21 protein-coding genes and 1 tRNA gene are annotated in these 17,873 nt (G+C 67.5%); 14 read left to right on the top strand and 8 right to left on the bottom strand.

The features are described 5' to 3' along the window. Position 1: 1 nt before the first annotated feature. Positions 2-883, top strand: coding sequence for a DUF58 domain-containing protein (locus tag ACTIEZ_RS06010; RefSeq protein WP_439545750.1), 882 nt, complete (start codon positions 2-4; stop codon positions 881-883). A 257-nt stretch (positions 884-1,140) separates the two neighbouring features. On the opposite strand, the gene ACTIEZ_RS06015 is transcribed toward ACTIEZ_RS06010, so the two are convergent. The 8 genes from ACTIEZ_RS06015 to ACTIEZ_RS06050 all read right to left on the bottom strand — a co-directional run bounded on the left by ACTIEZ_RS06015 (position 1,141) and on the right by ACTIEZ_RS06050 (position 7,037). Further along, a tRNA-Gln gene (locus tag ACTIEZ_RS06015) sits at positions 1,141-1,215 on the bottom strand. Positions 1,216-1,313: 98 nt separating this feature from the next. Then, entirely contained in the window at positions 1,314-2,138 is an 825-nt protein-coding gene (locus ACTIEZ_RS06020; protein ID WP_439545751.1) for an HpcH/HpaI aldolase/citrate lyase family protein, read from the bottom strand. 48 nt (positions 2,139-2,186) lie between these two features. Further along, complete coding sequence (locus ACTIEZ_RS06025; protein WP_439545752.1) at positions 2,187-2,936, bottom strand: sigma-70 family RNA polymerase sigma factor; 750 nt, start codon at positions 2,934-2,936, stop codon at positions 2,187-2,189. Continuing rightward, a complete protein-coding gene (flhA, locus tag ACTIEZ_RS06030; RefSeq protein ID WP_439545753.1) occupies positions 2,936-5,044 on the bottom strand; it encodes a flagellar biosynthesis protein FlhA in 2,109 nt (702 codons plus the stop codon). Before flhA ends, ACTIEZ_RS06025 begins: the two co-directional genes overlap by 1 nt. 5 nt (positions 5,045-5,049) lie before the next feature. Beyond that, a complete protein-coding gene (locus tag ACTIEZ_RS06035) occupies positions 5,050-5,778 on the bottom strand; it encodes a transglycosylase SLT domain-containing protein (protein ID WP_439545754.1) in 729 nt (242 codons plus the stop codon). 34 nt (positions 5,779-5,812) lie between these two features. Next, a complete protein-coding gene (locus tag ACTIEZ_RS06040; protein WP_439545755.1) occupies positions 5,813-6,142 on the bottom strand; it encodes a hypothetical protein in 330 nt (109 codons plus the stop codon). 2 nt (positions 6,143-6,144) lie between these two features. Then, positions 6,145-6,444: a flagellar biosynthesis anti-sigma factor FlgM gene (flgM, locus tag ACTIEZ_RS06045; protein WP_439545756.1), complete on the bottom strand. Its 300-nt coding sequence runs from the start codon at positions 6,442-6,444 to the stop codon at positions 6,145-6,147. 80 nt (positions 6,445-6,524) lie between these two features. After that, a complete protein-coding gene (locus ACTIEZ_RS06050) occupies positions 6,525-7,037 on the bottom strand; it encodes a flagella basal body P-ring formation protein FlgA (RefSeq protein ID WP_439545757.1) in 513 nt (170 codons plus the stop codon). 228 nt (positions 7,038-7,265) lie between these two features. Between ACTIEZ_RS06050 and flgB the strand changes: the two genes are divergently transcribed. From flgB to ACTIEZ_RS06115, 13 genes are all read left to right on the top strand, one after another. Continuing rightward, on the top strand, positions 7,266-7,625 hold the full coding sequence (gene flgB / locus ACTIEZ_RS06055) for a flagellar basal body rod protein FlgB (RefSeq protein WP_439545758.1): 360 nt from the start codon (positions 7,266-7,268) through the stop codon (positions 7,623-7,625). Further along, positions 7,622-8,020, top strand: a complete 399-nt coding sequence (gene flgC, locus ACTIEZ_RS06060) for a flagellar basal body rod protein FlgC (protein WP_439545759.1) — start codon at positions 7,622-7,624, stop codon at positions 8,018-8,020. Before flgB ends, flgC begins: the two co-directional genes overlap by 4 nt. Beyond that, positions 8,017-8,295, top strand: a complete 279-nt coding sequence (locus ACTIEZ_RS06065; protein ID WP_439545760.1) for a flagellar hook assembly protein FlgD — start codon at positions 8,017-8,019, stop codon at positions 8,293-8,295. Before flgC ends, ACTIEZ_RS06065 begins: the two co-directional genes overlap by 4 nt. A gap of 4 nt (positions 8,296-8,299) precedes the next feature. Then, positions 8,300-9,595, top strand: a complete 1,296-nt coding sequence (locus ACTIEZ_RS06070; RefSeq protein ID WP_439545761.1) for a flagellar hook protein FlgE — start codon at positions 8,300-8,302, stop codon at positions 9,593-9,595. Position 9,596: 1 nt separating this feature from the next. Further along, a complete protein-coding gene (locus ACTIEZ_RS06075) occupies positions 9,597-10,358 on the top strand; it encodes a flagellar hook-basal body complex protein (protein WP_439545762.1) in 762 nt (253 codons plus the stop codon). 28 nt (positions 10,359-10,386) lie between these two features. Continuing rightward, positions 10,387-11,172 (top strand): flagellar basal-body rod protein FlgG, encoded by a 786-nt coding sequence (gene flgG / locus ACTIEZ_RS06080; RefSeq protein ID WP_439545763.1) that lies wholly within the window; start codon positions 10,387-10,389, stop codon positions 11,170-11,172. A gap of 13 nt (positions 11,173-11,185) precedes the next feature. Beyond that, positions 11,186-11,809 carry a flagellar basal body L-ring protein FlgH gene (locus tag ACTIEZ_RS06085; protein ID WP_439545764.1) on the top strand — a complete coding sequence of 208 codons (624 nt, stop codon included), beginning with the start codon at positions 11,186-11,188 and terminating at the stop codon, positions 11,807-11,809. A gap of 11 nt (positions 11,810-11,820) precedes the next feature. Continuing rightward, the gene (locus ACTIEZ_RS06090) at positions 11,821-12,897 is read left to right on the top strand and encodes a flagellar basal body P-ring protein FlgI (protein WP_439545765.1); all 1,077 of its coding nucleotides are present in this window, start codon (positions 11,821-11,823) and stop codon (positions 12,895-12,897) included. Continuing rightward, positions 12,897-13,175, top strand: a complete 279-nt coding sequence (locus ACTIEZ_RS06095; RefSeq protein ID WP_439545766.1) for a hypothetical protein — start codon at positions 12,897-12,899, stop codon at positions 13,173-13,175. The genes ACTIEZ_RS06090 and ACTIEZ_RS06095 overlap by 1 nt, the downstream gene beginning before the upstream one ends. Further along, complete coding sequence (locus tag ACTIEZ_RS06100; RefSeq protein WP_439545767.1) at positions 13,175-15,040, top strand: FlgK family flagellar hook-associated protein; 1,866 nt, start codon at positions 13,175-13,177, stop codon at positions 15,038-15,040. The genes ACTIEZ_RS06095 and ACTIEZ_RS06100 overlap by 1 nt, the downstream gene beginning before the upstream one ends. Continuing rightward, complete coding sequence (locus ACTIEZ_RS06105; protein ID WP_439545768.1) at positions 15,037-16,008, top strand: flagellin N-terminal helical domain-containing protein; 972 nt, start codon at positions 15,037-15,039, stop codon at positions 16,006-16,008. Before ACTIEZ_RS06100 ends, ACTIEZ_RS06105 begins: the two co-directional genes overlap by 4 nt. A gap of 84 nt (positions 16,009-16,092) precedes the next feature. Continuing rightward, positions 16,093-16,959 (top strand): flagellar motor stator protein MotA, encoded by an 867-nt coding sequence (gene motA / locus ACTIEZ_RS06110; RefSeq protein WP_439545769.1) that lies wholly within the window; start codon positions 16,093-16,095, stop codon positions 16,957-16,959. Positions 16,960-16,969: 10 nt separating this feature from the next. After that, positions 16,970-17,872, top strand: a complete 903-nt coding sequence (locus ACTIEZ_RS06115; RefSeq protein WP_439545770.1) for a flagellar motor protein MotB — start codon at positions 16,970-16,972, stop codon at positions 17,870-17,872. Position 17,873: the final 1 nt, after the last annotated feature.

Genomic DNA, 17,873 nt, shown 5'->3' on the forward strand with positions numbered 1-17,873 from the left:
CATGGCCGAAGCAACAGTGCCCCTGAACGAGCGCGCCCGCGCCGCATTGCGGCGGCTGGAGTGGCGCCTGCGCCAGCGTGTGGATAATCCGCTGGTGGGCGATCACCGCTCCCTGTTCCGCGGCCGCGGCATGGAATTCGATCAGGTCGTACGATATACATTCGGCGATGACGTGCGTGACATCGATTGGAACGTCACGGCGCGATTGGGCGAGCCCTATCGCAAGGTCTTTGTCGAGGAGCGCGAGGCTAGCGTGTGTGTCGTGGTCAACGACACGCCGGCCCTGCAGTTCGGCTCTGGCCAGCATTCCAAGCGCGATCGCCTGTTCGAACTTGCCGGCCTGATTCTGCTGCTGGCCTCGCTCAACCGGGATCGTGTCGTGCTCGTGCACCGCTGGCCCGGCGGGCAGAACCGGCTGCCGGCCACCCGCCACCGCCGCCGGATCCTGGCCGCCATCGCCCAGTTGTTCGCGCGCCCGGCACCCGATCCGAGTGCCGACCTGACGTTCGACACTTCGCCGCTGGCGGTTTCGGACGTGCCGCGCGGTTCATTGCTGATCTGGCTTGGCGAGGTTCCGGAGGGCATGCCGGGCAGTGACTGGGTGGCAATCCGGCGCCGCCAGCAGGTGATCGGCATCAGGGTGGAAGATGGCTGGGAACGCACGCCGCCCGATGCGGCCTTCACCGCCTTCGACTCGGTGTCCCGCGCGATTGTCACCCTGTCACCGGGCGAAGCCAGCACGGCCGCGCACCGCCGCTGGGCTGATGCCCGGGCCGCACGCTGGCAGGCCTGGTGGCCCGAACAGGGGCAACGGCTGGTCGTGGCGGTCGAGGCCGATCCGCTGGCGGCCTTGGTAAGCTTCCTGCGGACCCGCCGCGGATGAATGGCACCCTGCTGGCATCGCCGCACTGGCTTGCGGCGCCGACGCTGTTGCACGCGCTGTGGCGGTGAGCGCATTGCGCAAAAAACGCCCGCTGAAGCCAACTGGTTGGGAGGTCATCAAGCGGATCGTCTGCCATAAAGGCCGATCGCCTCCTTGGCATGCCGCCTGCAAGTTGGCGATCAAGCTGTCTTGGGAACCCGCCCTGAGCCGGAGCGCATTCATCGCCTAATCTACTGATATACAAATTTTGTTAAAATTGGCTGGGGCGCCAGGATTCGAACCTGGGAATGCCGGTACCAAAAACCGGTGCCTTACCGCTTGGCGACGCCCCAGCAGGCGACTGGCTGCGCTGCGTTAGCGGGCAACCGAGACGGATTGCGGCGTTAGGCAATCGGGCGGGATTTGCCAAGCGAAAATCCGCCGCAGCAGTTCATAGCCGGGCCAGCAGAGCGTGGGCGCGATCGACATGCAGCACTTCGACAAGCTGGCCATCGTGGGTGGCGACACCGCGGCCTTCGTTCAGGGCGGCTTCGTACGCGGCGATAACGGCCTGCGCGGCCTCGATCTCGGCAGCGCTGGGGGCAAAGGCTTCGTTGCAGGGATCGACGTGGCCGGGATGGATCAGCGATTTGCCATCGAAACCGAGCATCCGGGCCTGAATCGCTTCGGCGCGGACGCTGTCGAGATTGTGGATGTCGGTGCATACGCCATCGAAACAGGCAATGCCTGCGGCGCGCGCGGCAATCACGATGGCAGACATGCTGTAAAGCAGCGGCCGGCGTTCGGGATCGGCGCCGCTGCCCAGCGCCTTGGCGAGATCGACAAGCCCCGCCACCAGCCCGGCCACGCCCGGCACCATCGCAATGGCTGCGGCGTTCAGCACGCCCTGCGGCGTTTCGATCATCGCCAGCACCCGCCTGTTGCCGGCATGGGCCACGATGGTTGCCGCTTCGGCAGCAGTTTCGACCTTGGGCACCACCACACCGGCGAAGCCATCGACGTGCGCAGCGGCCAGATCATCGGCGTGCCATGGCGTGCCGGTGCCGTTGATGCGCAGGAACAAGGCACGGCTGCCCCAGCCACCTGCCAGGGCCGCCGCAACCGCGGCAGCGCGCGCGTCGGGCTTGGCATCGGGCTGCACCGCATCCTCCAGATCGAGGATGACGGCATGGCTGGCCAGGGTGCGCGCCTTGGTGATGGCGCTGGCACGGTTGGCCGGCAGATAAAGCAGGGATTTGAGGCGGGTCATGTCCATGGGCCGCACGGTGCCACCCTGCCCTGCACCGTGCAATCACCTCAATCGTCAGTCGTCCGCATTGTCCGCCCAGCCGGTGAGCGTGCCGCGCAATTTGGTAAGGGCAGCTTTCTTGATCTGGCAGATGCGGGCGGCGCCGACGCCGAGGACCTGGCCGATTTCCTCCAGGTTCAGCTCCTCGACGAAGTAGAGTTGCAGCACGCGGGCTTCGCGTTCGGGCAACGTCGCGATGGCGGCGGCGATGGCGCGGCGGCGGCGGTCGCTTTCCAGCACGTCGTGGGCGTCGGGATCCTCGCTGGCAAACCAGTCGCTGTGATCGGAATAGACATCGTCTATGCTTTCGGTGTGCGCGCCGTGAGTTTGCGCCATGCCGGTGCGGTAATCGGCGAGGCTGATCTCCAGTGCCGCGGCCATTTCGGCTTCGGTGGCGCTGCGGCCCAGTTTCCCTTCCAGCCGGGCGCGGACCTGGCCCCATTCGCGCTTGCGGCGCATGGCCGAGCGCACCAGCGTGGCGCCTTTGCGCAAATGATCGATCATGGCGCCGCGCACGCGCACGCTGGCATAGGTGGCAAACGCCGCATGGCCGCGATCTTCGAAGCTGCGGGCGGATTCGATCAGCGCGATCATGCCGATCTGCACGAGATCCTCGACCTCGATCGCGGACGAAACGCGGGCATGGACGTGCCAGGCGACGCGGCGCACCAGTTGCAGATGGCTGGAGATCAGGCGTTCGGGATCGACTTGCGCCAGCCGGGCCGGGGCATAGAGCGCGGGATCAAGGCCGAGGCGGGCGTCCATCAGGCGTCTCCTTTGGGTTGGTTGGCAGCACCGATGATGGCCCCAATCACTGCTGCCACTTCGACGTCGCGATCATCGGGGATATCGGGGAAGGCGAGCACGGCGACGCCGGCGAGGCGGGCACGCAGCATCTGCCAGAGCGGCCGGCGGATTTGCGGCACGGTGACGATGGCGAAGCGGCGGCCGGCAGCGAGCAGCGGCGCGCAAGCCGTGGCAGCCGCTTCGGCGACGCGGGTGACGAGCGCCGGATCGAAGGGATGTGTGGCGCCCGGATTGGCGCGCACCGCCTGGACGAGCAGACCCTCCAGCCCCGGATCGAGGGCAACGGCAAGCAGCGCGCCCTTCACGCCGGCCAGTTGCTGGACGAGTGCCAGGCCGAGAGCCGGCCGGATCAGTTCGGCGAGTTCGGCGGGGTCTTGCGTCTTGGGCGCGGCGGCGACCAGCGCGGCGGCGATGGAGCGCAGGTCGCGGATGGGGATGGCTTCTTCGAGCAGGCGCTGCAGGACTTGCGTGACGACGGCGACGGAGAGGAGTTTGGGCGTGAGGGCGCCGGCCAGGGCGGGTGCCGTATCGGTCAGCGTGTCGAGCAGCGCCTGCGTGTCGTCCTGGCCGAGCAGGCGGTGCGCGTGCAGGGCCAGCAATTGGTTGAGGTGGGTGCCAACGACGGCAGCGGGATCGACCACCGTATAGCCGGCGGCTTCGGCAAGATCGGCTTCGGCCGGGTCGATCCAGCGCGCGGGCAGGCCAAAGGCAGGATCGGCGCATTCGCGGCCTGGAATGACGGTGGCGATCGGGCCGGCTTCGATGGCCAGCATGTCGTCGGGGAAAATCTCGTCTTCGCCCACCACAACGCCGGCCAGCGTGATGCGGTAGCGGAAGGGCGCGAGGCCGAGATCGTCGCGGACGCGGACCTGGGGGAGGACGAAGCCGAGATTCTTGGACAATTGCCGGCGGACGGCCGTGATGCGGCCCATCAGCGGGGCATCGCGGGCTTCGTCGACCAGGGGCACCAGCGCAAAGCCGATATCGAGGGCGGCCGGCGCAGTATCGGCAACATCGGCCCAATCGATGCGGGCGCTGCTGTCAGGCGCGTCACTGCTGGTGGTGACGGGTTCGGGTGGCGGCGTGGGCCGTTTGCGCAGGGCCAGCCAGAAAGCGGTGCCGGCGGCCGGCGCGACGATGAGCAGCGGCATGCCGGGCAGCAGGCCGAGCAAGGCGAGGATGACGCCAACCGGCAGCCAGGGGGCGTTGAGGCCGAGTTGGGCACCAACCTGGCCGGCAAGATCCTGGGTCTTGCCGACGCGCGTCACCACCATGGCGGCGGCGATGGAGAGCAGCAGCGCCGGGACTTGCGCGACGAGGCCATCGCCGACGGCGAGCAGCAGATAGGTGCGGGCTGCATCGGCCAGCGACAGATCGTGGGAGACGGTGCCGAGGATCAGCCCGCCGATGATGTTGATGGCGAGGATCAGCACGCCGGCGACGGCATCGCCCTTCACGAACTTGGATGAGCCATCCATGGCACCGTGGAAATCGGCTTCGGTGGTGACTTCGGCGCGGCGCATCCGGGCATCGTCGGCAGTGATCAGGCCGGCGTTCAGATCAGCATCGATGGCCATCTGCTTGCCGGGCAGCGCATCGAGGGTGAAGCGGGCGGCGACTTCGGAGACGCGGCCCGCGCCCTTGGTGATGACGACCAGGTTGATGATCATCAGCACGCCGAACACGAACAGGCCGACGACATAATCGCCGCCGACCAGGAAATTGCCGAAGCTTTCGATCACATGCCCGGCGGCCGCCGTGCCTTCGTGGCCATGCACCAGCACGACGCGGGTGGAGGCGACATTCAAGGCGAGGCGCAGCAGCGTGGCGTAGAGCAACACCGTGGGAAAGGCCGAGAAATCCAGCGGCTGGCGGATGTTGATGGCCACCATCAGCACGATCAGCGCAACCGCGATGTTGGTGACGAAGAACAGATCGAGCAGCAGCGCCGGCAGCGGGACGACCATCAGGCCGACCAGCACCAGGATGGCGGCGGGCATCAGCGCGGTGCGGGCGGTGAGATTGGCCTTGAGCTGGGCGGGAAGGCTGGCGCCAAGAAATGTCATTGCGCTCATTGCATCGCCGCCAGCACGAGATAGGCGAGTTTGGCGCGCGAGGCGGCGAGCGCTGGATCAGCCGACGGCGATATTCTGCCGGTGGGCGGCAACGGCTTGCCCGCCGATATTGCCGCGCTGCTGCCCATGTGCCGGTTGATGCGGCTGGCGACGAGATCGTGAACTTCGGTCAGGGAACGCGCGCTGCCATCCTTGTGGAAGAAGGTGCTGCGGTTGGCGGCGGCGGCGGCGGGCAGCAGATTGGCAGCGGCGGCGCCAGGGTTGGCGGCCATGGCGCCGAGAAACTTGATCGCCCCGCCGACGCCGAAGAAGGCCGCCAGATAGAGATCGGCCGAACCGGCGGCGCGGCCCAGCGATTTTTCGAGGGCAGCGGCGTTGTCCCGCGTGAATTCGCCGGCCATGGCTGCGGCGGCTTCGGCATTGTGGCGCAAGGATAATATCGTGTCCTTCATGGCGCGGCTGGCGCCGTTCCTCAGCGCGTCGGCCGCCCAGCCCAGCCCATGTTTTTCGCCATGGCGGGCGACGACGCCCAGCCAGGTGGCGTCGGTGAACTGGAACAGCCCGCTGGCGGACGACGTGTTGGCACGGGCGCCCGGGTTGAGCCCGGATTCGGCGCGGGCGTTGGCGAGCAGATAGGAAAAATCGACACCGGTGCGTTGTGCGGCCTGTTCGACGGCAGCGATAATCCCGGTGCGGGCCGGATTGAGGGCGATGGCGCTGGTCATGATGACCGGCTTTGCAACGCTTGTGCCAACCGCATCATGCCCAGCGTCCGTCGCGGCCATAGGTGATGGCTTCGGCGCGCAGCGCGGCGCCGGGCGGGCGCAGCGCAACCAGCCGGCGCTCGACGCTGATCAGCTTGGCGCGGCTGCGCAGGATGGCTTCGCTGTTGAGGTCGCGCGCCTGTTCGAGCAGCGGGCGCGGCGGCGCGGCGCCCTTGGCCACAGCGGCCTGCACGGCAGCCAGCGCGGCGGCCTTGATCGCGGTGGCGTTCTGGATCGCATCGGGATCTTCGGAATCGAGCGCGGCCAATTCGGCGCGAATCGCGTCGACCAGGGCGCTGGCGAGATCATCGATGCTGGCGGCCATGGTTATGCCCGGCCGCGATCAAGCTTCAGCATGGCGCCGGCAATGGCATCGGGATCGATGGGCAGGCGGCCCAACTGCATCGCGGCGCGCAGTTCGGCGACGCGCGCCGCGTTCACTGGCGGGGCGCTGGCCAGATCCTTCACGACAGCCTTCGGCGCGACGCGGCTGCCGGCGACTGGCGCGGATGGCGCGATGCGGCGCACGGGCTTGGCCGGGTCGCTTGCGGTGCTTTCGGGAGCGGGCAGATTGCGGGCGGTGAAGGCGCCGCGCAGCGGGTTTCCACCATTGATTCCATCGATCATCTGCTTTGGTCCTTGTCCTTGGCGGCGCATGGTCATGGCCCGCACAACGCCGTTAACGGCCGTTCACCATGGGCTTTAAATCACCGCGCCAGCACGACCCGGCCGTCATCCGCGATGCGCCCGGTGAAGCGGCGGCCGGCGGGACCTTTCAGCGCGATGCGGGTGCCATCGGCGTCGCGTTCGGCTTCGGCCTCCATGGAAATCGCGAAGCCGGGGCCGCTGGCCTCCACCAGCACGCGCTCGCCGCGGCGGATGGCGGGTTTGGTTCTTGCGGGGGCCTGGGTGGCGGCCGCCATGGCCACGGCGACCGGCACATAAAGCGTCCACACCGGATCGGCACAATCGGCGCGCACCACGTCGGCGCGCGCCCAGCTGAGCGCTGGCGACGGGCAGCGCGGCACCACCAGCCGGGGATCGAGGCGGGCAGCAGCGCCGGCAAAACGCTCCACGCTGGTGCGCAAGGCCGGCACATCATGCAGCGCCGGGATGCCTTGCGCATGCGCGCGGCCGGCAAACAGCAGCACCACCAGCCCGGTGGCGCCGATGGCGACATGCGCAAATTTCACATCCATGCGTTTAAACCTGGCGCGCATCGGCCGTTGTTCCTTTCGGTCAGGCGAGGGTGCGTTCCCCCGGCATCACCAGCCTGACCAGCAAGAACCGCGCCAATCGTCTTCCCCCTCGCGATGGCGTGCCGCAACCCGGCCCGGGGCCGGCAAGGGCTTGCCGCCGCAGCGGCAGGCAATTGCCGAGCCCCGGGCCCCAGCCGGTGTCTTTCCGTCCGCAATCGCATTTGGCACGCCCTGTGCATTGCCGGCGGCATGACGATGCTCGACACAGCCCTTGGTTTGTCCGCCGCCGCCCTGAAGCTGAGGGGCCAGCGGCTGGATGTGATTGCCGGCAATATCGCCAACGCCAACACGCCGGGTTTCAAGGCCCGCGATCTGGACGCCGATGCGGCGTTGGCGCGGATCAATGGCAGCGGTTTCGCGGGCCTGTTGGCTGGCGAAACGGGCGGGCTGAAATATCGTGCCGCGCTGCAGCCCAGCATCGATGGCAATACGGTGGAAATGGCCACCGAACAGGCGGCCTTTGCCGAAAACGCCCTCAAATATCGCGCCAGCCTGGAGTTCCTGACCGGACGCATCCAGACGCTGATGAGCGCGATGCGGCCAGAATGATGAAGGGCCTTTCCACCTTCGATATCGCCGGGCGGGCCATGGCCTCGCAACTGGTGCGGATGAACGCCATCGCATCCAACCTGGCCAATGCGGGCAGCATTTCCGGCACCGAACAGGGCGCCTATCGCGCGCTGCGCCCGGTGTTTGCCACCAGCTACGATGGCGCCGCTGCCACCGTGGATGTGGCCAGCATGGCGCGCACTGGCACGCCGGAACGCAAGCTCGATCCCCACCACCCGCTGGCCGACGCCACCGGGCATGTCTGGCAGGCGGCGGTGGATCCCAACCAGGAGATGGTCGAAATGGTCGAAACAGCCAGGGCCTATGCGAACAATGTCGAAGTGCTCAGCACCGCGCGCGGCCTGGCGCTCGATACGCTGCGGATCGGCAAATGAGCGGGATTGATCCCCTGCCCTCGGCAATCCCGCCCGCACCGCAGCCGCCGCGCCGCGAGCCGAAGGCCACGCTCGATCAGGGCGATTTCCTGGCCCTGATGACGGCGCAACTGAAAAACCAGGACCCGACCAAGCCGGTCGATAACCTGCAATATGTCCAGCAGATGGCGATGTTCAGCCAGCTCGCCGGCACCACCGAAACCAACGCCAAGCTGGCCGAAATCACGCAAAGGCTCGACCAATTGATCGCAGCCACCAACCCGCCACAGGAGTGACATCATGGCCTTTTACACCGCGCTCACCGGGCTGTCCGGTGCCCAGACCGACATGTCCACCATCGCCAACAATATCGCCAATGTCGGCACCACCGGCTTCAAGCGCAGCCGGGTGGCGTTTGGCGATATTTTCGCGGTGTCACCGCTGTCCAACCCCAACCGCGTGGTCGGTTCGGGCACCACGGTGCGCGCCATCACCCAGCAGTTCGGCCAGGGCGCGACCGAAACCTCCACCTCGGCGCTGGATCTGACCATTGCCGGCCAGGGGTTTTTCGTCGTGAAATCCGGTCCCGGCGGCACGCAGACGCATTTCACCCGCAACGGCGCCTTTGGCGTGAACGCGGATCGCAACATCGTCGATGCGCAGGGGCGGCAACTGCAATTGTTCACCACCACCGAAAATGGCGCAGTGCTGAACACCGGCCTTGATGCGACTGTGAACGCGATCCTGCCGCTGGCGTCGGGGGTACCGGTGCCGACCACGGCGATCAATATCTCGACCAATCTGCCGGCCGATGCACCGATCATTGCAAACTCGCCGATCTACACGCCGCTGAACCCCTACGTGTTCGATCGTGACAATGCAGCGACGTTCAACGCCAGCACATCGACAACCGTGTTCGACAATCTCGGCAATCCGCTGGCGGCGACCATCTATTATGTGCGCGATACGGTGGCCGATGTTGTTGACCCCTTCCACCGCTGGACGGCGCGCGTGTTCGTGGGCGATACCGAACTGACCGTGGGCGGCACGCCGGGCCTGCCGATGGAATTCGATGCCGCCGGCGTGTTGACCGCCCCGGTGGCGCCGTTCGCCTTTGATCCGATCACATCGCCGGGCAGCACGGCGCCGCTGGCGCTGAACGTCGATCACGGCACCGCCACTACCCAACAGGCGCAACCGTTCAGCGTGGCGGTGATCGAGCAGGACGGCGTGCCCGCCGGCCAACTGGAAAGCGTGTCGATCGATGCCGCCGGCCTGTTGCGCGCCAGTTTTTCCAATGGCGAGGTGCAGGTGCTCGGCAAGGTGGCGCTGGCGAATTTCTCCAACCCGCAGGGGCTGAAGCAAACCGGTGATGCGAGCTGGGTGGTGACGCCGCAATCGGGCGAGGCGATCACCGGCGAAGCGGGCCGCAACGGCATCGGCACCTTGCTGTCGGGCAATCTGGAGCGGTCCAACGTCGATCTGACCACCGAGCTGGTCAATCTGATCGCAGCGCAGCGCAATTTCCAGGCAGCGGCCAAATCCATCGAGACCGACAATCAGTTGATGCAGACCATCATCAACCTGAGAAGCTGATATGGATCGGCTGATCTACACCACCTTATCGGGCCTGAACGCCCGGGCGCGCGAGCAACTGGTGACGGCCAACAATCTGGCCAACGCCGGCGTGCCGGGCTTCCGCCGCGATGTGGTGGCGCAGGAAAGCCGATACCTGGGCGCAGCCCGCGATGTGGACGGCGCCTGGGCGAGCCGCGCGCAGACCGGCGCGCCGAGCCTGGCGACGCCGCATGCGCCCGGACGGATTGCAGCCACCGGACGCCCGTTGGACATCGCGCTGGGCGGCGACGCCTGGCTGGCCGTGCAAGGCCCGGTGGTGGGCGGCGAGGTGCGCGAGGGCTATATGCGGCGCGGCGATCTGCAGGTGAATGCGGCCGGGCTGATCACGCTGGGCGATGGCCGCGTGGTGCTGAATGCCAACAGCGCGCCGATCTCGGTGCCGCCGGGTGCGGCGCTGACGATTGGTGAGGATGGCACCATCACCGCGACCCTGCCCGACGGGCAGCAGCCACTCGGCAAATTGAAGCTGGTCGATGGCAGCAGTTTGAAGTCGCGCGACAAGGCGGCCGATGGGCTGTTTCTGCCCGAAGAAGCGTTGCCTGCCGATCCCGCCGCGCGGCTGGAAACCGGCGCACTGGAAAGCGCCAACATCACCGCCGCGCAAGCGTTGGTGGAGCTGGTCGAGGAGCAGCGCGGGTTCGAGGTGAACGCGCGGCTGCTCCGGCTGGCGCAGGAAATGGACGAGGCCAGCGCGCGGCTGCTCGGCATGGATGGCAAGTAAGGAGACGTTTTGTGAAGGAGTTTGGGCGATGACCACGGCCTTGCAGATCGCGCGTTCGGGGCTGGATGCGCTCGATCAGCGCATGAAGACGATCTCGAACAATCTGGCGAACGTGTCGACCACCGGGTTCAAGCGTGACCGCGCCAATTTCGCCAGCCTGATGTATCAGGATGACCGCAGCCCGGGCGCGGCCAGCGGCGCGGACAGCCAATATGCCACCGGGCTGGGCACCGGCACCGGGGTGCGCGTGGTCGGCACCGAGCGGATTCATGCGCAGGGCAACATGATCCAGACCGACAATGCGCTCGATCTGGCCGTGGATGGTGCCGGGTTTTTCGCGGTGCAGATGCCGGATGGCACGATTGGCTTCACGCGCGACGGCGGCTTCAAATTGTCGGCAACCGGCGAGATCGTGACGACGGCGGGCTTGCGGCTCGCGCAGCCGCTGACGGTGCCGGACGGCGCAACGCAATTGGTGATTGCGCCCGATGGCACGGTAACCGCGAGCCTGCCCGGCCAGGCGGCGCCGGTCGAGGTGGGGCAGATGCAACTGGCGCGGTTCCTGAACCCGGCCGGGCTGATGCCGGTGGGGGACAATCTGTATCGCGAAACGGCTGGGTCCGGCCCGCCGACGCAGGGCGTGGCGGGCCAGGCCGGCATGGGGCAGATCCGCCAGGGGATGCTGGAGGGATCGAATGTGTCGACCGTGCAGGAGCTGGTCGACATGATCGAGACGCAGCGGGCGTATGAGATCAATTCGAAGGTGATCAGCGCCGCGGATGAAATGAGCCGGTACGTGGTGCAGAATGTTTAAGTCGGCGGGGGCCGTGCTGCTGCTGGTCGCGGCGCCGGCGCAGGCGGCGAAGGTGAAGCCCATGCCCCCTGCCCTGCCGGCGCCGCCGCCGGTGGTGGCGGTTGCAACCGGCAGCCTGTTCGATCCGGCCAGTTTCACCGGGCTGGTGACGGACCGGCGGGCGCGGCGGGTGGGCGATCTGATCACCATCCGCCTGACCGAGCGCACCACGGCATCAAAATCCGCCAGCGCCGGTTCGAACCGGGAAAGCGACACCGGCATCCGCTTGCCGCAATTTTTCCCGTTCACGCGCGTGCCGCCGGGCGCGACGCAGATGGGCAGTTCGCAAGGCTTCACCGGCGGCGGGTCGGCCGAACAAAACAACGAATTGTTCGGCCGCATTACGGTGACCGTGGCCGAAGTGCTGCCCGGCGGCGTGTTGCGCGTGGCCGGCGAGAAGCGGTTGGCACTCAATCGCGGCGAGGAGCATCTGCAGATCAGCGGCCTGGTGCGCATCGATGATCTGGGCGCCGACAACAGCGTGGAATCCACGCGGGTGGCGGACGCGCACATCAGCTTTGGCGGCACTGGCCAGGTGGCGGACAACAGCCGGCAAGGCTGGCTGGCGCGCTTCTTCACGAAGATCCTGCCGTTCTGATGCGGATGTTGATGGCCTTGGTTCTTGCGCTGCTGGCGGTGCCGGCGGGTGCCGAGCGGGTAAAGGATATTGCGCGCTTTGCCGGCGTGCGCGCCAACGCGCTGACCGGCTATGGCGTGGTGGTCGGCCTGACCGGCAGTGGCGACCAGAATCTGGAATTCACCATCCAGTCGCTGACCGCGGCCGTGGGCCGGCTGGGCGTGCAACTGCCGCCCGGCGTCAATCCGCAACTGCGCAATGCCGCCGCGGTGATGGTGACCGCCGAACTGCCGCCGTTCGCCAAGCCGGGGCAGCGGCTGGATGTGACGGTGGCGGCACTGGGCCAGGCGAAATCCCTACGTGGCGGCACCTTGTTGCTGACCAGCCTGCAGGGGCCGGATGGCGAGATTTATGCGCTGTCGCAAGGGTCGCTTGCGGTGGGCGGCTTTGGTGCGGAGGGCCGCGATGGCAGCCGCATCGTGGTCGGCACGCCAGCGACGGGCCGCGTGCCGGGCGGGGCCATCGTCGAGCGGTCGGTGGCATCGCCGTTCACGGCGCGCGGCCCGATGCATCTCGATATGAACGAGCCGGATTTTTCCGCAACCAAGGCCGTCGCCGATGCCATCAACCGCGAATATGGCGGCGAAGTGGCACGGGCCGAGGACGGTATTCGCATCATGTTGAATGCGCCTGATGATGTGGCGCGCCGCATTGCATTGGCAGCGCGCATCGAGGCGCTGGAAGTGTCACTCAGCCCGCCGCCGGCCAAGGTGATCGTGAACGCGCGCACCGGCACTGTGGTGATTTCCGGCGAAGTGCGCATCCTGCCGGCCGCCGTCGCCCACGGCAATCTGACCGTGCGGGTGACGGAGAATCAACAGGCCAGCCAGCCAGGTCCGTTCGGGCGTGGCCAGACGGTGGTGACCCAGCAATCGAGCGTGGAAGCCGGCGAAGCGCAGACGCGGATGAACCTGTTCGCGCCGGGGGCGAAGCTGGGCGATATCGTCGATGCGGTGAACGCGCTGGGCGCGGCGCCGGGCGATCTGGTGGCGATCCTGGAGGCGTTGAAGGCGGCCGGTGCGCTCAGGGCCGAACTGGTGGTGATCTGATGGAGATCAAGCCCGCCCCTGCCCTCGTGTTGCACAAGGCCAAGCCGCTGAACGCTGCACCGGACGAGGCAAAGCGCGCCGCCAAGGCCGGCAGCGATTTCGAAGCGCTGCTAGTCACCCGCCTGCTGAAAACCGCGCGCGCGGCAAAGCTTGGCGATGATCTTATGGGCAAGAATGACCAGATCCGCGATCTGATCGATGAAACCCGCGCCCGCAGCATCACCAGCGCCGCGCCGCTTGGCCTGGCGCAGCTGCTGGCGCGCGAGGCGAAACGCTGATGGATTTGCTCAGCCTGGGTCGATCGGGAGTGCTGGCGTTTCAGCGGGCACTGAATGCGACAGGCGACAATGTCGCCAATGCCGATACGCCGGGCTTTGTGCGGCGCCGGGCGGTGCTGGCCACCCAGCCGGCCGGCCGTGGTGGCCCGCTGGAACTGGCTCCCACGGCGGCCGGCGTGCGGTTCGATACGCTGGCGCGCGATGTCGATGCGCTGAAGGCCAATGCGGCGCGGGTGGCGAGCGGCGATCAGGCGCGTTTTGCGGCCCGGCTGGACTGGCTGCAACGGCTGGAGGGGCTGGGGGCGAGCGCCGAGGTCGAGGCGCGGGTGGGGGCATTTTTCAATGCGGCCACCGATCTGGCGGCGGCGCCGACCAATGGCGCGACTCGGATATTGTTTCTGGCTGCGGCCGATGATGCCGCGGCCGCCTTTGCCGGCCATGGCGAGGCGCTGGCGGCGCTGGACGGCGATGTGCGCAGCGCAGCCGCGCTGTCGGCGCGCACGGTGAATGATCTGGCCGCCGCGTTGGTGCGGGTGAACGAGCAGTTGCGGCGCGGCACCGAAGGCGATGCGGCGGCAGCCGGCGTACTCGACAATCGAGATCGGCTGCTGGCGCAATTGGCCGGCGAAGTGCGGATCAGCGTCAGCGAAGGCCCGCGCGGCGTGGTCGAGGTGAAGCTGGGCAGCGGGCCGGCGGCGGTGCAACTGGTGCCGCAGGCCGGCAACAGCAGCCGCATCGGGGTGGCGCCCGATGGCCAGACGGTGCTGCTGAATCCGGAATTCGCGGCATCGCCGTTGCGGCTGCCGGCGTCCGGCCGACTGGCCGGCTTGCTGGAGGCGAGCGCCGATATCGCCCGGGCACGCACCGCGCTGGACAACAGCGCCATCGGCTTTGCGGCACTGGTGAATGATTGGCACGCGCGCGGCGTGGATGGCGACGGCGCACCGGGCCAGGCGTTGTTTGCGACGATTGGCGTGGCGACGACGGTGGGCAAGGCCAATGCCGGGCGGGCGCCGGTGGATGTGGTGCTCGCTGACGGCGCGGTGCCGGATGTGTCCGGCTATCGGCTGATTGCGGAAGGCACCGGCTTCACCCTGGCGCGCGGTGACGGCTCGGCGAGTGTTACGGGTGCGGGGCCGTTGCTGCTTGATGGCCTGACGGTGAGCATCGGTGGCGGCTGGGTGGCCGGGGACCAATGGACACTGGCGCCGCTGGATGGCGCGCGTGGGCTTTCGCTGCGCCCGTTGCAGCCCAGCGAAGTCGCGGCGGCAGGCCGGTGGCAGATCGATGCGCCGCCGGGCAATGCAAGCAAGGGTCTGCCGACGATTATCGATGATGCGACCGCGCTGGCGCTGCCGGGGGGCGACGTGACGCCGCCGCCGTGGCAAATAACGGTCATCGCCGGCGGCTTGGCGGAGATCTACAGCGGCGGGACGTTGATCGACACGGTGCCGGCCGATGGCAGTCTGATCGAAGGGCCGGGCGTGCGTTTCACCATTCCCGCCGACAGCGCGGAAGGCGATGTGTTTCGCATCACCCCCACCCCGGCCGGCAGCCAGGACAATGTACAGGCGCTGGCGCTGGGCCGGCTGCGGCTGCAACCGGGGCCGAACGGCACGCTGGAAGCGGAACTGGCAGCCGACGCGGCCGGCATCGGCGCGCGTGTGGCAGACACGCGGCGGCTCGAGGCGGCAGCGGCAGCGTTGAAGGAAGACACGGCGCGGGCCAATGATGCAGTGTCGGGCGTCGATCTGGAATATGAGGCGGCCGAACTGACGCGGTTGCAGGCCGCATATCGCGCCAATGCCCAGGTGATCGGCGTGGCGCGTGATCTGTTCGATCAGATCTTGGGCCTGACGCGGTGATCCCGCCGGTCTCCTCGCGGTCCGGCCATGATGCGGCGGTGCGCCGGTTGACCGATCTGTCGCGGCAATTGGCCGATGTGCAGCAGCAGATTTCCACGGGGCGCAAGGTGGTGAAGCCCGGCGATGATCCGGTGGCGTTTGCGCGTGCCGCCACGTTGAAACGCGCCGATGCCGCCGGAAACGTGCAGCGCCGGGCGATGGATGCGGCTATGTCGCGTTTGTCGGCGAGCGAGGTCGCGCTGGCGGGGACTGCGGACATCATGGCGCGGGCCAAGGAATTGGCGCTGGCCGGGCGGAATGCGACGATGAACGCCGGTGACCGCGCGGTGCTGGCTGGCGAAGTGGGTGAGTTGCTGGCCGCCACGCGGGGCCTGGCCGAAGCGCGCGGCGCCGATGGCGAGGCGCTGTTTGCCGGGGCGGGCCAGCCGCCAAGCTATGCCGACGATGCGGACGGGCTGGCGACCTGGGCCGGGCTTGGCGCAACCCCACGCGTCGCGGTGCTGGGCCGCACGCTGGCGGCCGGCGTAACCGGGCCGGAGGCGTTTGGGGTGACCGCGCCCTTGCCGCCGGTCGATCCGCTGGCGCCGCCGCCCGATCCGGAGGTGCCGCCAGAACCGCGGGTGCGCAACCTGTTCGACACGCTGGCGCATCTGGCCGAAAGCCTGACCGAAACGCGGCCGTTGTTCTTCGATGCCGCGATGGACGAAGCGCTGGGTGCGATTGATGGCCACATCGACGGGCTGGCGGCGGCGCAGGCAACGTTGGGCACGCGCGGCGCGCGGCTCGAGGCAGAGGCCGAGCGGCTGGACAAGGCGCAGTTGCAGATCAGGACCGAGGTGTCGAAGCTGGAGGACACCGACCTCGCCGAAGCGATTGCGCGACTGGATCGGCTGGGCGTGGTGCTGGACGCAGCGCAGGCGAGTTTCGCGCGGGTGTCGCGGCTCAGCCTGTGGGATGAGATTCGGTAACGCCCCTCCACAACGGAGTTGTTTAATCCGCTTTGGCACCGGCCGTAATCGCTTGCGAACCCGCATCCGGAGCCGCCCTGCCTCATGTTGTCGATCGTCGGCCTTGTCGTGCTCATCGTCATGGTGTTCGGCGGCTTTGCGATCACCGGCGGCAGCCTGGGACCGGTGCTGCATGCGCTGCCGCATGAATTTCTGATCATCGGCGGGGCGGCCGCCGGGGCGACTCTGGTGGCGACCGACATCAAGGGCATCAAGGAGATGGGCGGTGGCTTTCTGCGCATCATCAAGGGGCCGAAATACAAGAAGGCCGATTATGGCGCAGCGATTTTCCTGACCGCGCGGCTGATGCGCCTGTTCCGCACCGATGGCCCGACGGCGGTGGAGCCGCATATCGAGGATCCGAAATCGTCCAGCATCTTTGCCGAGTATCCGCAATTTGCCGGCGATCATTTCTTCATCGCGCTGGTCACGGATTCGATCCGGCTGCTGGTGGTGTCCACCGGGACGCTGGCGCCCTATGCCGTCGAAGAGGTGATCGACATGCATATCGAGACGCATCACCATGCCGCGCTGAAACCCGTCGAGCGGTTGCAGACCATGTCGGACGCATTGCCGGCGTTGGGCATTGTCGCGGCCGTGCTGGGGGTGATCAAGACGATGGGCAGCATCGATCAGCCGCCGGCGGTGCTGGGTGCCATGGTCGGTTCGGCGCTGGTCGGCACGTTTCTGGGCGTGCTGCTGAGTTATGGCATTGTCGGCCCGATCGCATCCCGGCTGAAATCGGTGATCGATGAGGACAGCGAGATTTACCTGGTGGTGCGCCGGGTGATCATCGCCACGCTGAAAGGCCAGCCGCAGCCGCTGGTGATCGAAGCGGCGCGCACGGCGATCAGCCCAACGCACCAGCCAAGCTTCAGCGAGATCTTCGACGGGCTGCGGACGGCGAAATGAGCACATCACCATGATGCAGGACGGCAAGATCGAGCCGGAAATCATCATCAAGAAGGTGAAGGCGCACGGCCATGCCCACCACGGCGGCGCCTGGAAGATTGCCTATGCCGATTTCGTGACGGCAATGATGGCGTTTTTCATGCTGCTGTGGATCTTGGGGGCAACCACCGAGGACCAGCGCAAGGGCATCGCCGATTATTTCACGCCCACCGTGATCCAGATGCAGAACAGCGGCGGTTCCAATGGCCTGTTCGGCGGCCGATCAGTGATGGCACCCGACGGCAGCGCGATCCGCCCCGAAACCGAGGGCCGGCGCCCAGTGACCGCCGCCGGCAGCGACGCGAAAACGACACGGCCGGGCAGCGGCCAGGACGAGAATGCGTCCCCAAAACACACGGCCCCCAGCAGTGCCACCGGTCAGGCACGCGCCCGCGATGAAGCGCGGATGGAACAGACGGTGCGCAAGCTGCAGAGCAAATTGGCGGCCGATCCGACATTGAAGGGGCTGCAGGGCCAGGTGAAGTTCGTGAAGACCCGCGATGGGCTGCGCATCGACCTGGTGGAGCGGGCCGACTTTTCGATGTTTTCATTGGGCACCTCGGCGCCGACGAGCGCGGCGGGCAGCCTGGTGCAGACGGTGGCGCACGCCATCGAGGACACGCCCAATCATCTGGCGGTGCGCGGCCACACCGATGCGCTGGGCTTCAAGACGCCGGGCGGCGCGTCGAACTGGAGCCTGTCGACGGCGCGCGCCGACGCCACGCGCCGCCTGCTGATGGGCGCCGGCATTCCCGGCGGGCGCTTCCGGCGCATCGAGGGGGTGGCCGATACCGACCCTTATGTGAAGGCCGACCCAGCCGATCCACGCAATCGGCGGATCAGCATCACATTATTGTATCAGGACCCGGCCTGAT

The sequence above is a fragment of the Sandarakinorhabdus sp. genome (genome assembly GCF_051860625.1).
GTDB lineage: Bacteria > Pseudomonadota > Alphaproteobacteria > Sphingomonadales > Sphingomonadaceae > Sandarakinorhabdus.

Coding starts and splice junctions, on each gene's coding strand:
- ACTIEZ_RS06010 (WP_439545750.1), top strand. CDS start 2: ATGGCCGAAGCAACAGTGCCCCTGAACGAGCGCGCCCGCGCCGCATTG.
- ACTIEZ_RS06020 (WP_439545751.1), bottom strand. CDS start 2,138: ATGGACATGACCCGCCTCAAATCCCTGCTTTATCTGCCGGCCAACCGT.
- ACTIEZ_RS06025 (WP_439545752.1), bottom strand. CDS start 2,936: ATGGACGCCCGCCTCGGCCTTGATCCCGCGCTCTATGCCCCGGCCCGG.
- flhA (WP_439545753.1), bottom strand. CDS start 5,044: ATGACATTTCTTGGCGCCAGCCTTCCCGCCCAGCTCAAGGCCAATCTC.
- ACTIEZ_RS06035 (WP_439545754.1), bottom strand. CDS start 5,778: ATGACCAGCGCCATCGCCCTCAATCCGGCCCGCACCGGGATTATCGCT.
- ACTIEZ_RS06040 (WP_439545755.1), bottom strand. CDS start 6,142: ATGGCCGCCAGCATCGATGATCTCGCCAGCGCCCTGGTCGACGCGATT.
- flgM (WP_439545756.1), bottom strand. CDS start 6,444: ATGATCGATGGAATCAATGGTGGAAACCCGCTGCGCGGCGCCTTCACC.
- ACTIEZ_RS06050 (WP_439545757.1), bottom strand. CDS start 7,037: ATGCGCGCCAGGTTTAAACGCATGGATGTGAAATTTGCGCATGTCGCC.
- flgB (WP_439545758.1), top strand. CDS start 7,266: ATGACGATGCTCGACACAGCCCTTGGTTTGTCCGCCGCCGCCCTGAAG.
- flgC (WP_439545759.1), top strand. CDS start 7,622: ATGATGAAGGGCCTTTCCACCTTCGATATCGCCGGGCGGGCCATGGCC.
- ACTIEZ_RS06065 (WP_439545760.1), top strand. CDS start 8,017: ATGAGCGGGATTGATCCCCTGCCCTCGGCAATCCCGCCCGCACCGCAG.
- ACTIEZ_RS06070 (WP_439545761.1), top strand. CDS start 8,300: ATGGCCTTTTACACCGCGCTCACCGGGCTGTCCGGTGCCCAGACCGAC.
- ACTIEZ_RS06075 (WP_439545762.1), top strand. CDS start 9,597: ATGGATCGGCTGATCTACACCACCTTATCGGGCCTGAACGCCCGGGCG.
- flgG (WP_439545763.1), top strand. CDS start 10,387: ATGACCACGGCCTTGCAGATCGCGCGTTCGGGGCTGGATGCGCTCGAT.
- ACTIEZ_RS06090 (WP_439545765.1), top strand. CDS start 11,821: ATGGCCTTGGTTCTTGCGCTGCTGGCGGTGCCGGCGGGTGCCGAGCGG.
- ACTIEZ_RS06095 (WP_439545766.1), top strand. CDS start 12,897: ATGGAGATCAAGCCCGCCCCTGCCCTCGTGTTGCACAAGGCCAAGCCG.
- ACTIEZ_RS06100 (WP_439545767.1), top strand. CDS start 13,175: ATGGATTTGCTCAGCCTGGGTCGATCGGGAGTGCTGGCGTTTCAGCGG.
- motA (WP_439545769.1), top strand. CDS start 16,093: ATGTTGTCGATCGTCGGCCTTGTCGTGCTCATCGTCATGGTGTTCGGC.
- ACTIEZ_RS06115 (WP_439545770.1), top strand. CDS start 16,970: ATGATGCAGGACGGCAAGATCGAGCCGGAAATCATCATCAAGAAGGTG.